The sequence below is a fragment of the Coleofasciculus sp. G2-EDA-02 genome, from assembly GCF_040226375.1.
GTDB lineage: Bacteria > Cyanobacteriota > Cyanobacteriia > Cyanobacteriales > Coleofasciculaceae > Coleofasciculus.
In genome coordinates this window covers 1-12,112 of record NZ_JAVKEW010000091.1, presented here as the reverse complement: position 1 = coordinate 12,112, position 12,112 = coordinate 1, and the positions used below count along the sequence as shown (strand labels likewise).

Genomic DNA, 12,112 nt, shown 5'->3' with positions numbered 1-12,112 from the left:
GTACAATTGACTTATTACTTCTTCAATGCTTGTGAAATCGCCCCTTCTAATTCTCGCTTACTCAACTCAGTGATAATAAACACTTCTTGAACCGTTTTGCCAGAGCGAGCAATAATTTTATGTCCACCGCGAATGGGTACAGACACTTTTAACTCTAAGCGAGGACGATGACTCCTGGCTCGTCCAATGACAGCCGGCGTAATCGTTTGAATTCCAGTATAGGTAGTGAGACGTTCCAGAACCGGAATCAACCCGGGTAAGTGAGTTGAGTGATTCCAAACCAATCTGCCGCCATTGGACTTACCCATGATAAATTGCTGTACATCTAAATTGCATATCGATTAATTTTGTAATTTTGAGCAGCATGATTACCACCCCACCCCAACTTCAAGACGTGCCATGGCACGTCTCTACATTGTCTTCCTAGCCTTCATTATGCCGCCTCCAGGGGAGCCATAGTTAATCCAGCCCGACTTAGCTGTTGGTGATAGAGTTCGGCTTGTTCCTGAGGACCAACCCAAACAATGGCTTGACCTTCAAAGTGAACCTGATTGGTCAGTTTCCAAGCATGATCACTGTTCATTCCCGGAATATACTTTACCAAGCAGTCATGGACGTGCTGAAAGGTATTGAAATCATCATCGAGAACAATCACCTTATAGTTCGGATAAAGCTTGCGGGTAACTTGACTCGATTTTTCAGGAGCTTGAGTTGGTGCAGCAGATGTCGCTGAACGAGCTGCTGAAATTATCACAGTCATAGGGCTTTTAACAAAGTTCTGCTAAAAAAATTCAAAAACGCATCTTCCTAGTTTACCGCAGTTTGGGATTAGTTACTCATATTCATCATGGACGTCCACCAGAGAACCCCATCAACCAGATAGAATCCGCCGATTAGTAAAAGCGCTATACTGCCGAACCGAATAATGGCGTCAGAATAATCTAACAAAAATCGGGTTTGTTTTACTAAACTGGTGAAGAGACTGGCGCAAAAAATGATTGCTGTGTAGCCCAAGGCATAACACACCATCGCCAAGGTACTCTGAATAGGGGAACCTGTGGCTGCACCCGCTGTGAGAACCGCAAACATGACGGGACTTGTACAGGGAGAACTTACCAGAGCAAAGGTTAAGCCAACGCCATAGGGTCCTGCGATCGCGACGTTAAATGATGTCTGGGGTAAAGGTAGGCGTATTATACCCAATAGCATCAACCCCATGAGGATAATCACGACACCGACGATAATCTGCACATAGCCCCGGAATTGAATCAGTATAGCCCCTGCCCAGGAGGAAAATAAACCAAATAAGCTGAGCATGGTTACGACTCCCAAGACAAATAACCCTGCTTTGACTAAAGCATCCCGGCGTGAGGTAATCTCACGGGTGCCAATGTAACTCAAATTGACAGGGAGTAAGGATAAAATGCAGGGAGAAATACTGGCGATTAATCCTCCAGCAAAGGACAAAACCAGTAGAATTAAAGGATTATCGGTACTTTGTTGCTCAAACCATTGCCGATAGCGATCGCCAACCTCGAAGGCAAAATTCGTTAGGGTTTCTCCCCAAGGGCTTTGCACAGATGAATTAACCGCTAAAATTAAAATCACCGTTCCACCAAAGACTAATCCCGGTAGGAGAAATTTAGAACGGTGGCGTTTGTCATTTATCATTTGTTTGCTTCCCCATCTTCCCCATCTCTCTACCACGTTATTCAGCAACCCCTAATTAAAATTGCGGGAACCGGAATACCCTGACAAATTTGCAAGTTGTTCTAACTGCATTCCTCCCTCGTAAAGTTGACCATTAATTTCCCAGGTTGGAAAGGCTCGAATTTCGGCTTGACGACAGAGTTCAGGTTGAGCATTTTTGCCACGGGGGTCGCACTCAATCGCTGTAATGTAAGAATAGGCTTCGGGTCCAAACTGTTTTTCTTGCCAGCGACAGACATTACACCAGTAGGCTTCATACATTTTGGCACCACTTTGTTGCAGATGCTGAGCTAGAGCGAGGTTTGCTGAAATGGCTGGAGATTGGTTGGGTTGAGCAGATGAAGTGGTTGCAGATGGCTGGGGGGATTGAGTTTGGGGTTGAGAGGATGGAGTGGTTGCAGGTGATTGAGAGGATTGAGTTTCAGGTTGAGACAATAAAGTTGTTGCAGGTAACTGGGTGGGAGTAGTCGGTGGCTGGGATGCAACAATAGTCGTGGGAGATGGTTTGGGTTGAGAACGTTGGGCTGATTGTGCTTTGGCGTAAGCTAAATTACGCTGGTACTCCTCTATTTTTTGGCTTGCCAGTTGCTTTTTCGGATGAGAGGATGGCGTTTTCTCCAGAAGTGCGATCCCGTCTTGCCAGCGATTAGCGACTAAATTCCAGTCATCAGGGGATACAGCTGATTGGGCAATTGTTGCTGCACTCATAGCGGTATCCAGGGCTTCGGGGAAGGGATCAGGTGGTGGTGAGGCGGCTGGGGCTGGTGACGAGACAGGTGTCCGAGACGCGGGAATCGGTGTGGCGGCTGGGTTCGGTTGTGCGGTGGTTGAAGGCGGTTCAACTTGAGAACACCCAGCCGCCAAAGCAAGTAGCGTTGCCGTTATTGTTGGGTAAAGCAGGGGTAGATGGATTCTTGGAGGTTGTATCATTGTGGTTGAGGAAAGGGATCAGAATTTAGGCATTCGCCCCTAGATTTTTCGATTTTACTGCTAAACTTGTGTCGCGAATGCTTCGCCCACCCCAGCATCAAAAAAACGGCGACATCTTCTATTCCCTATTCCCTTTACCGAAGCCCTGAATTAGGCAAAGCATCCATCCCATTAGGAGTTTGTAGCTTTTGCATGACAAACTCTTGATTGACCAAAGCTTGAGGATGAGCTGGATTCAATTCTAATGCGGTTTGCAAGGCTTCCAGGGCTTGGGGATATTGCTCTAAAAACCGCAATGCAATGCCTTTCCCTGCCCAAAAATCAGCATTCTCTGCATTGATTGCGATCGCGCGTTCGTAAGTATTCACTGCCTCAGGGTAGCGATTTAATGCCATGAGTACCAGCGCCTTATTATACCATGCCGCCGCCGAATCTGGATTAATCCCAATCGCTCGCTCCGCTGCTGTGTTCGCCTCTTGATAACGTTGCATACGCCAATATAAGGCACTCAGATTCACCCAAATCTCTGCCAGAGTCAAGGTATCCCCCACATTCGCATCCCCTAAGAGCGCCTGTTGATAAGCAGCGAGGGCTTGATCATACTGTCCCAATGTGGTCAGAATTCTGGCATAGTTAAACCAAGCTTTCGAGGAATTGGGGTTAATATTAATCGCTTGTTCTGTCGCCCCTAGCGCCTCTTCAAACCGCCCCATAAACCACAGTGTCGCCCCCCGACTACTCCAGGGATCAGCATAGTCTGGATTGAGTGCGATCGCCCGATTAGCCGATGCCAAAGCTTCTTCAAATCGCCCCAAACCTGTCAGCGCATCCGCCCGATGACTCCAAGCATACGCCGCACCTTCTTTTCCCCAACGCCCATCTCCCTCTTGAATGGCTTGATCGCAAGGGGCTAGGGCGTCTTCATATTGACTCAGTTGATTGAGCGTGGCACATTGATTGGCTAAGGCTAAAGCATAATTGGGACTAATTTTTAGCGCCCATTCCTGAGAGGTTAATGCTTCTCCCGGTTTACCAATACTTAATAAAACTGTACCTTGTTCCGTCCAAGCGGTTTCATCCTGGGGATTAATCGCCAGAGCTTGATCATAAGAGTCGAGGGCGGCGTCATACCGTCCCAACTGAGCCAAAATTTTACCGCGATTTGTCCACGCGATCGCAGGATTTTGATTTCCCCAATCCCCATCCACCTGTAATGCGCGTTCACAGGATGTGAGGGCGTCATAAGTCCGCTCGAATTGGGACAATAACAGACACCGTTGCGCCCAAGCCAGGGAATAATTCGGATTACTTTGAACCGCTAAATCAAAGGAAAATAGCGCATTTTCCCGTCTCCCTTGTCCCCAATTGGCTAATCCTTGATGATACAACGCATAAGCCCGCGTCACTTCATTCCAGTTTTCATCAATTTGCAAAGCCGTTTCACAATCAGTCATCGCGGCTTCATAGTTTGCCAATTGAATGTGCGCCGCGCAGCGCTTTGCCCAAGCTTGAGAATGTCTCGGTTCAAGGCGAATAACCTGTCCATAAGAGGCGGCGGCTTCGGCATAATTATCTAATGCCCGTTGAATATCACCTCGATCAATCCAGGCTTGAGGTTCATTGGGATTCAACGCGATGGCTTGATCACAGGCTTCTAGGGCTTCTTCATAATTTTTAGCATCTTTTTGGGAGGCACATAGGCTAGCCCAGTAACTAAAATCTTGTAATTGTAATCCCTCTTCACCTTGGGCGTTTAGACTCTGGGGGGAAGAAATACTCACCCAGAAACAGGTACTTAGAAAAATAGAAATAATTTTGTTATTTGTCATTCGTCATTTGTCGTTTGTTAATTGGTGACTCGTGACTGGGGATTGGGGATTGGCGATTGGTGACTCGTGACTGGGGATTGGGGATTGGGGATTGGGGATTGGCGATTGGGGATTGGGGATTGGTGACTCGTGACTGGGGATTGGGGATTGGGGATTGGCGATTGGGGATTGGGGATTGGGGATTGGCGATTGGGGATTGGGGATTGGGGATTGGGCGAAGCATTCGCGCTCTTGTGTTAACAGAAATCCGATACATTGGGGCGCGAATGCTTCGCCCCTACAAATTGGCTTCCCCATCACCCCATCACCTATCTCCCTGTTCCCTATTTCCGACAATTATCACAATGCCCACATTTTAATCCCATCGCCTCCTTTTTAAACCCAAACGCTTTTAATAAAAACTGCCAACGACATTGGCGAGTTGTCAGGTATTGTGTCATCAGTTTCTGTACTTGGATTTGGTGAGAACTTAAGTTAGCCAAAGCGCGGGAATCTGGGGATGGGTGTTTGTGATAATGAAATGGATCTTGCCATTCCAATTGTTCAGCACTGTGCAGCAGAGCTAATGCGACTTCACCCTGGCGAAATTCCTGGGAGACGGCGGCTACATTCCCCTGTTCGGGTAGCTTTTTGACTAAGCGTTGTGCCTGTTGGTATTGCGATCGCATCTGATCGACAAAAAACTGACGCTTTTGCTTATCCTCTGAATTTAACCACCCTGTTGGCTCACTGATCAACGTCAGCGCGTCTGCGGGTTTGCCATCTCGTCCGCCGCGACCGACTTCTTGGATATATTCTGATAATAATTGGGGGGGCTGAAAATGTACCACCCAACGTACATCGGGCTTATTGATTCCCATCCCAAAGGCGCAAGTACACACCACAAATTGAGTTTTGCCACTCAACCAACTCTGTTCAACATCTCGGCGTTCCTGGGAACTTAACCCGGCGTGGTAGGCGGATGTAGCATAACCCCGTTCCCCAAACCATTGGGCTAATTCCTCACTATCTCGCCGCGAACGGACATAAACTAACCCAGATTGGCGATTTCTGGCTTGAATGAACTGTAACATCTTCTGGCGGCGTCCGCGTGGTGTCCAGACGATTTGCACGTCTAGGTTGAGATTTTGGCGATAGGGGCTGATTAAAAAGGCTTGGGGGTGTTTTAATTGCAACACCTTACTGATGGTGTCTTGGGCGCTAGGATCAGCCGTCGCCGTAAATGCCGCGATCGGGATTTGGCTGCCGGGGGGTTTAGACTTGAGTAGGGTGGGTCGTACTGCGCCTAGACGCCGATACGCGGGTCGAAAGGTATCGCCCCATTGAACGAGACAATGTGCCTCATCGAGAATTAATCCATTAATTTTTAGATGGGGCTGAGAAAGTCGTTCCCAGACGGGCGCACTTAATAGGGTTTCTGGGGAGAGGTAGAGTAATCGGAGTTGCTGGTTTTCTAGGGCTTGCAGGGTTTTTCGGCGTTGTTGCGGGGTTAATTCGCTATGTAACAGGGCGGCGGGTAAGTTGCGATCGCGTAATTCCTGTACCTGATTTTCCATTAAAGCAACTAACGGGGAAATCACCAAGGTTAATCCGGTTTGTAAGAGGGCGGGAAGTTGAAAACAAATCGATTTACCACCACCTGTGGGTAACACAATCAGTGCATCTCGCCCTTCCAAAATACTCCGAATAATCTCACCTTGAGGCGGACGGAAATTATCATATCCCCATATTTTTTTAAAGGCGAGGCGGACATCGTTCCAGGATGTGGTTTCGGTCATGCTCATGGGTATGCAGAGATGTTAGGGACAGTTGTAGATATCTGAACCTGATCCTTGTTTGTCTTTAAAGGTTAATTTTTACTGACTCAGGAAACAATGCTTTAGGGTTCGCTAGTCAGTCACTACCCTAGCATAAGCCTGTTCCCATCAGAACAACTTCCCCTGCTTCCAGACGTACCAATTGCCTCTTTCTACATGGCTGCCGCTGTTTCTTCTATTGAGAATTTAGCCAAGGTTTTGATCGACTTGTTTGAGTGCTATTTCCAGATCGGTGGTGAGCTGTTGAGCGCCTTTTTTAGCCGACTGGTTGCAATACTTGGCGACATCTAAAGGAGATCCAATATTAATCTGAATATCAGAACCCCGATGAGGAATGGGTTCGCTATAACGGATGCTAACGGGTACAATTTTTAATCCCAAACCGGGTTGATTAGATTCTGCTTGCAGGGCAATTCTCGCCATACCGGGTTTAAGTGGATTAACCTCACCATGTCGAAAAATATTACCTTCGGGAAACATCACCAGTGCTTCGCCACGACGCAGGAGTTCAACACTATGCCGGATACTGCTGATTCCCGGGTGTTTCGTATTCACCGGAAACCCACCCATGCGCCGGATAAACCAACCTTGCACCCCTTTCATTTCATCTTGCGACACCATAAACCGCAAATCCCTTCCTGTGACAGGTTTCCCAGCGGCATAAGCTATGGTTAACCCATCCCAACGCGATCGATGGGTAGGTGCTAGAATGACGGGACCGGTTTTGGGAATATTTTCTTGTCCTGTAACTTGCAGCCGCCCAAAATAAAGGGGCATGAGGATACGACGCCCCAACGGATAGAAGATTGAGGTTAACCAAGGGGAAACACTGGAGTTAACGGGAACTACTTTGGGGGAATTAACTGTCTTTAGATCGGGTTTGTCAAAGGTTGAGGACGTTTGGTTCTGTTCACGGGATTGGAGTTGCATCATGGGATTTGGTTTTTGCTGTGTTTCGACTCTCCACTTTTACCTTATGAGGTCTGACAACCCCTGTCGTCTACTGAAGGGACAGTTATATTAATGTCATGGTTAAGGGTTGATTATCGATCGCGCTGGCGTCGTTGGGCAAACCAGGATTGAAGTTGCCCTCGACACTCTGATTCCATAATGCCAGCAAGGACAGGTAAGTGATGGTTGGAGTAAGCGCTATCGGGAATATTGGCAACGGTTCGGATTGTGCCAGTTTTGGGTTCATCAGCACCGTACACCAGCAAACCTAGCCGCGCTAAAATGATCGCCCCAGCACACATGGCACAAGGTTCTAAGGTGACATAAAGGGTGCAGGTGTTTAAATGCCAGGTGTTTAAGGCTTGACCGGCTGCACGCAAGGCGAGGATTTCGGCGTGGGCGGTAGGATCATGATCGCGTTCTCGCCGATTTTCTCCGGTGGCGATGAGGTTATCCTGATCATCAATAATCACTGCACCAACGGGGACTTCCCCCGCTTCACCGGCAGATTGTGCGATCGCGAGGGACCTGTTCATCCAGTGGCGATGCTTTTGATAGGCAACTTGATTAATAGACGGTAACATTTAGAGTAGATATATGAAGAAACTTTAAACAACCCTTGACGACTTTACTCTAGTGGGAATTAAAAGCTTGTACTCTCAGAATCAATCGAGTCATTCAGCGTCTGTAGCTTCCCCAGCTTCCCAGACGCGCCATGGCGCGTCTATACATGCTTCCCCTCACCCCAATACTTATTCAGCCAGCCCTAACTATTGGGTTTTTCTGGTGCTGTGGATTATTTTACTTGTACCGTCTCTCACTGGATGTGGGATTAGTCCCAAGACAGAAGCTGGGGCGCAACCCAAACCCCCTGGTGCAGAAGAGAAAACCAGTACAGCCGTGGATGTCGCGATCGCACAAACGGGATGGGTGTTAGAACCAATAGAATATACAGGTCGAACTCAACCGTTGCGAGATATCTCACTGCGATCTCAAATGGAAGGGCGAGTGTTGAACCTCAATGTTGATATCGGTGATCCGGTTAAACCAGGACAAATTTTAGCTCAGATTGATGACGCCTTATTGCAAACGGCTGTAACTGAAGCACAAGCTGAACTCGCCGCCCTAAATTCAGAAGTCGCCCGCGCTCAAACTCAGGTGGGGAATGCCCAAGCCAGGGCAGAACAAGCCCGGTTAGAATTGCAGCAAGCTAAAGTAGATGCGATACGGCTACAAAACCTAGCGCAAGAAGGAGCAATTTCTCGCCAACAAGCAGAATTAGCCCAAACCGCCGCCGCAACCGCCCAACAAAACCTACAAGCCACCCTTAAGCAAATTAGCACCGAACAACAAGCTGTCGCGGCGGCGCAAGAACGAGTGAAGGCGCAGCAAGCAATTTTGGCTCAAAATAAGGAACGTCAATCCTATTCTTTACTCGCCTCCCCGATTAACGGTGTGGTATTAGAACGAGTCACCGAACCAGGAAATCTAGTTACACCGGGAAGTGAACTTCTCAAGTTAGGGGATTTTACTCAGGTGAAGGTAGAAGTTCGGGTTTCAGATAGAGAACTAGCGAATATCAAAGTGGGACAATCGGTAACGGTGAATTTAGACGCACTTGCCAATGAATCTTTTTCCGGAAAAGTGACCCGAATTTCTCCCGCAGCGGATAGTGAAGCCTTACAAATTCCTGTAGAGGTGACGATTCCTAACCCGAATCGTCAAATTGGTAGTGGACTTTTAGCACGAGTTAGTTTCACACCAAATACCCAAGCCCAAGTTGTTGTTCCGCAAACGGCGCTAGAGGTTGGCGGAGAGTCAGGGCGTGGAGATACTCAGATGGCGAAAACGAATCAGCCGACTCAAACATCAGAGAAATCAACGGTGTTTGTCGTGGTTGAAAATGGTGCTGAATCTACAGTTAAAGCACGTCAAGTAGAAATTAGCGATCGCGCCAAGGGTAGAGTCGCTATTGTATCCGGTTTAAAGCCAGGGGAACGGTTTGTAGTTCGCACTGATGCGCCGTTGAAGGATGGCGATACGGTGCGTTTGAGTATTTTATCAGCAAGAAACCCAACAAGCCACGGCGATTGAAATCGCTGCTACACAAACAAAGTCCGCCTACGCGGACTTATTTCTAACGGGGGTGGGAAACCTATATTTATAGCAGTAGACACATCGATTAGGACTTTCCCCACCATTGTAGAGACGTTGCATGCAACGTCTCTACTAAGCGGATGTATAGCATTACTTGTTTAAAAACACAACCCAATCTGAATAGGTTTTCCCCTCAATCTCTCAAATAGTCTGATCACAGGCGTTACAGTTAAGAAAATAGGCGCAATAGAAAAGAAAAAACCATGTCTCAAACCACGATTGAATCGGCTCCTGTTGATTTAGCTCTACCGCCAACCCAGTATGACTTACCCTGTGATGACGATATTCCCATGGAAACTCAGCGACATTTTCTACAAATGCAAATGCTTAGGGATACTCTCGTCGCGTGGTTGGCTCAACGAGAGGATGGCTATGTTGGCGGTAATATGTTCCTCTATTTCAGTGCGGCTCAAATCAAAAACCAAGACTTTCGCGGTCCTGATGTCTTTGTCGTGTTGGGAGTTCCCAAAGGTGAACGACTCAGTTGGGTTGTGTGGGATGAAGGCAAAGCACCGGATGTTGTGATTGAGTTAATTTCTGATAGTACAGCCACTAAAGATAAAACTGAAAAGAAGCAAATTTACCAAGACAAGGTGAGAGTTCCGGAATATTTTTGGTACAATCCCTTTGATTCAGAGGATTGGGCTGGATTTAGTTTGCAAGGTGGCGTATATCAACCTATCAATTTGGATGAACAAGGGCGATTTGTCAGCCAACTGTTAGGTTTAGCCTTAGTGCGTTGGCAAGGTTCCTATAAAGATATTCAAACAACCTGGCTGCGTTGGGCGACATTAGCAGGAGATTTGTTACCCACTCCTGAAGAAGAAGCGGCGCAAGCTCAACAACAAGCTGAACAGGCTCAACAACGAGCCGAACAAGCTCAACAACAAGCTGAACAAGCTCAACAACGAGCCGAACAACTGGCTGAACGCCTACGAGAAATGGGAATTGATCCGGATGAAGTTTGAAAAGACTTAAGCCCTGAACTAAAGTTCTTATCTCAAAGCTTAAACCTATTAAAACGGGTTCAAAGTCTTACCCCGTAGGGTGGGCAATGCCCACCCGCCAAAATTTCAGTACCATTCATAATCTTTAGGGTCAGATTATCGATGCAAGAGCTTTTGGGTGCTGCGGGTGGAAGTTGGCGAGTAATTGATGAAGTATTTGACTCAACTGTTGTGCTACAGCAAGATAATCTATCCTGCGCTCCAGCTTGTGGTGAAATGCTACTCAAAGAGTGGGGTAAAATAGTGGAATTCCCTGTGAATGTGGGTGATTTTTATACTCCAGAAGCAGCGATGGAACGGCAAAGGGATTTCTGCCAAAGAGAACGGGTTTGATGATTCATCGTTGGATTTCTTAGGACAATGTTCTATGTCACAGGATTTAGGCACAAACATCACATATTGTAGGGGCACGGCATTGCCGTGTCCCTACAGGTAGCAATCCATTAGGACAAACGAGCTATTGTAAATTATTGTTCTTCAGGTAATTGTAATTCAGCGAAATTAATATAATCATCAAAAAGCTGCTTACGCCGTTCTTCCATCACCTCAATTTGCGTCCCTCTGAGATTAGAGATTGTCCTTGACCCAAGTTTTAAAGGATTGAATGGCTTGGCTACTAGCAGAAACTCGACTCTGCTGAACGTAACGATTGACTAACTCAATGATGGGGATATCTGGAAACGTGGGACTCGAATCAGACTCTATATACTGTCCATCTTGCCAAACATTAATCTTTAGCCCTCCTCCTGCATATCGCCAGAGTTCCGGTACTCCTAGAATTTGATAATTATCCAACTTAGTGCGAGAAGTCAAATCAATTTCTATGGCTAAGTCGGGTGGGGGATCTACCGTCAAATCAAGCCGATTTTTACCGATAATCAGGGCTGAATTTTGAATGTAAAAGCAAGTATCCGGTTCTACGCCTTGAGTCATGCGCTCATTTTTCAAGGTTGTTGAACCCAAGGATTCATAATTAATCCCTCCTTCACTCAATAAGATTTTTACCATATCGCCAATAATCTCTTTGGCTTTTTCGTGTTCAGGAAGGGGAACCATAATTTCTAATCGACCATTACTATAGGACAATCTCGCCGCGCGATGTTCTCCTAATTCGGTTAAAATTGTTTCAAATTGCTGCCAGCTAACATCCTCTAGCAGTAATTGGTTTCCCGGTTGAACCTTTAATTGTCTTAACTCCAATAGCATGAGGATTCATCCTGTTTCTTGACGATATATCTGCCTCGCAATACACCAATTGCCGCATTCATTCCCTGACGATTCATTTCAAACATGGGTAATAAACGGGCAATTTCTCCAGCCGTGGTATTTTGCCACCATTGATTTGGCATTGGTTCAGCCAAGCGCAATACCGTACTGACTGCTGTACCTGCTTAATCCATACTTTAGTGCTTTCAATCCGTTCTTGGTCAAAATTACCCCGTGCGGCTCCTGCATCACTGACAATCAGCACCACCGCCCGTTCTCCAATCTCCTCCAGTACCTCAGACATCAGTTGAGCATTCAACATCGCGGGATGACGATACAGGTACTGATCAGGATAGTCATGGAATTGACACTCCCCCGCTTGAAAGACGGGGGATTCTTGAGCTAATCACAGCCCTTTCGAGTTACCCCTAATTAGGTCTTACACGATTATGTCCTACCCGAAGTCAACTAGAATATCACTTAATATCTAGAACCCCTCTTCTTT

Annotated in this window: 14 protein-coding genes; 3 read left to right on the top strand and 11 right to left on the bottom strand. The window is 46.9% G+C overall.

Annotated features, from left to right (window positions below):
- Positions 1 to 14: 14 nt before the first annotated feature.
- The 9 genes from RLO19_RS09900 to tadA all read right to left on the bottom strand — a co-directional run bounded on the left by RLO19_RS09900 (position 15) and on the right by tadA (position 7,821).
- Entirely contained in the window at positions 15 to 308 is a 294-nt protein-coding gene (locus RLO19_RS09900; protein ID WP_446335917.1) for a DUF2103 domain-containing protein, read from the bottom strand.
- Between the two features lie 125 nt (positions 309 to 433).
- Positions 434 to 760 (bottom strand): ATP-dependent Clp protease adapter ClpS, encoded by a 327-nt coding sequence (gene clpS, locus RLO19_RS09895; protein WP_446335918.1) that lies wholly within the window; start codon positions 758 to 760, stop codon positions 434 to 436.
- Positions 761 to 828: 68 nt separating this feature from the next.
- The gene (locus RLO19_RS09890; RefSeq protein WP_446355970.1) at positions 829 to 1,671 is read right to left on the bottom strand and encodes a cytochrome c biogenesis CcdA family protein; all 843 of its coding nucleotides are present in this window, start codon (positions 1,669 to 1,671) and stop codon (positions 829 to 831) included.
- Between the two features lie 51 nt (positions 1,672 to 1,722).
- Entirely contained in the window at positions 1,723 to 2,640 is a 918-nt protein-coding gene (locus tag RLO19_RS09885) for a hypothetical protein (protein ID WP_446355968.1), read from the bottom strand.
- 134 nt (positions 2,641 to 2,774) lie between these two features.
- A complete protein-coding gene (locus RLO19_RS09880) occupies positions 2,775 to 4,469 on the bottom strand; it encodes a tetratricopeptide repeat protein (protein ID WP_446355966.1) in 1,695 nt (564 codons plus the stop codon).
- Positions 4,459 to 4,692, bottom strand: coding sequence for a hypothetical protein (locus RLO19_RS09875; RefSeq protein ID WP_446355964.1), 234 nt, complete (start codon positions 4,690 to 4,692; stop codon positions 4,459 to 4,461). The genes RLO19_RS09880 and RLO19_RS09875 overlap by 11 nt, the downstream gene beginning before the upstream one ends.
- Positions 4,693 to 4,792: 100 nt before the next feature.
- Positions 4,793 to 6,253, bottom strand: coding sequence for a RecQ family ATP-dependent DNA helicase (locus RLO19_RS09870; protein ID WP_446355962.1), 1,461 nt, complete (start codon positions 6,251 to 6,253; stop codon positions 4,793 to 4,795).
- 219 nt (positions 6,254 to 6,472) lie between these two features.
- Positions 6,473 to 7,216: a lysophospholipid acyltransferase family protein gene (locus tag RLO19_RS09865; protein WP_446355989.1), complete on the bottom strand. Its 744-nt coding sequence runs from the start codon at positions 7,214 to 7,216 to the stop codon at positions 6,473 to 6,475.
- Between the two features lie 113 nt (positions 7,217 to 7,329).
- Complete coding sequence (gene tadA / locus RLO19_RS09860) at positions 7,330 to 7,821, bottom strand: tRNA adenosine(34) deaminase TadA (protein WP_446355960.1); 492 nt, start codon at positions 7,819 to 7,821, stop codon at positions 7,330 to 7,332.
- Positions 7,822 to 7,873: 52 nt separating this feature from the next.
- On the opposite strand from tadA, the gene RLO19_RS09855 reads away from it, so the two are divergent.
- The 3 genes from RLO19_RS09855 (at position 7,874) to RLO19_RS09845 (ending at position 10,734) form a co-directional block, all read left to right on the top strand.
- Entirely contained in the window at positions 7,874 to 9,331 is a 1,458-nt protein-coding gene (locus RLO19_RS09855) for an efflux RND transporter periplasmic adaptor subunit (RefSeq protein ID WP_446355959.1), read from the top strand.
- 266 nt (positions 9,332 to 9,597) lie between these two features.
- Entirely contained in the window at positions 9,598 to 10,362 is a 765-nt protein-coding gene (locus RLO19_RS09850) for a Uma2 family endonuclease (protein ID WP_446355958.1), read from the top strand.
- 141 nt (positions 10,363 to 10,503) lie between these two features.
- Positions 10,504 to 10,734 carry a hypothetical protein gene (locus RLO19_RS09845; RefSeq protein ID WP_446355956.1) on the top strand — a complete coding sequence of 77 codons (231 nt, stop codon included), beginning with the start codon at positions 10,504 to 10,506 and terminating at the stop codon, positions 10,732 to 10,734.
- Positions 10,735 to 10,968: 234 nt separating this feature from the next.
- Here the strand turns inward: RLO19_RS09845 and RLO19_RS09840 are convergent, their stop codons facing one another.
- Positions 10,969 to 11,607: a Uma2 family endonuclease gene (locus RLO19_RS09840; RefSeq protein WP_446355954.1), complete on the bottom strand. Its 639-nt coding sequence runs from the start codon at positions 11,605 to 11,607 to the stop codon at positions 10,969 to 10,971.
- 73 nt (positions 11,608 to 11,680) lie between these two features.
- A complete protein-coding gene (locus RLO19_RS09835; protein ID WP_446355953.1) occupies positions 11,681 to 11,929 on the bottom strand; it encodes a hypothetical protein in 249 nt (82 codons plus the stop codon).
- Positions 11,930 to 12,112: the final 183 nt, after the last annotated feature.

What these genes read in the sequence shown, in the direction of transcription:
- RLO19_RS09900 (WP_446335917.1), bottom strand. Translation starts at nt 308, where the DNA reads ATGGGTAAGTCCAATGGCGGCAGATTGGTTTGGAATCACTCAACTCAC.
- clpS (WP_446335918.1), bottom strand. Translation starts at nt 760, where the DNA reads ATGACTGTGATAATTTCAGCAGCTCGTTCAGCGACATCTGCTGCACCA.
- RLO19_RS09890 (WP_446355970.1), bottom strand. Translation starts at nt 1,671, where the DNA reads ATGATAAATGACAAACGCCACCGTTCTAAATTTCTCCTACCGGGATTA.
- RLO19_RS09885 (WP_446355968.1), bottom strand. Translation starts at nt 2,640, where the DNA reads ATGATACAACCTCCAAGAATCCATCTACCCCTGCTTTACCCAACAATA.
- RLO19_RS09880 (WP_446355966.1), bottom strand. Translation starts at nt 4,469, where the DNA reads ATGACAAATAACAAAATTATTTCTATTTTTCTAAGTACCTGTTTCTGG.
- RLO19_RS09875 (WP_446355964.1), bottom strand. Translation starts at nt 4,692, where the DNA reads ATGCTTCGCCCAATCCCCAATCCCCAATCCCCAATCGCCAATCCCCAA.
- RLO19_RS09870 (WP_446355962.1), bottom strand. Translation starts at nt 6,253, where the DNA reads ATGAGCATGACCGAAACCACATCCTGGAACGATGTCCGCCTCGCCTTT.
- RLO19_RS09865 (WP_446355989.1), bottom strand. Translation starts at nt 7,216, where the DNA reads ATGCAACTCCAATCCCGTGAACAGAACCAAACGTCCTCAACCTTTGAC.
- tadA (WP_446355960.1), bottom strand. Translation starts at nt 7,821, where the DNA reads ATGTTACCGTCTATTAATCAAGTTGCCTATCAAAAGCATCGCCACTGG.
- RLO19_RS09850 (WP_446355958.1), top strand. Translation starts at nt 9,598, where the DNA reads ATGTCTCAAACCACGATTGAATCGGCTCCTGTTGATTTAGCTCTACCG.
- RLO19_RS09845 (WP_446355956.1), top strand. Translation starts at nt 10,504, where the DNA reads ATGCAAGAGCTTTTGGGTGCTGCGGGTGGAAGTTGGCGAGTAATTGAT.
- RLO19_RS09840 (WP_446355954.1), bottom strand. Translation starts at nt 11,607, where the DNA reads ATGCTATTGGAGTTAAGACAATTAAAGGTTCAACCGGGAAACCAATTA.
- RLO19_RS09835 (WP_446355953.1), bottom strand. Translation starts at nt 11,929, where the DNA reads ATGTTGAATGCTCAACTGATGTCTGAGGTACTGGAGGAGATTGGAGAA.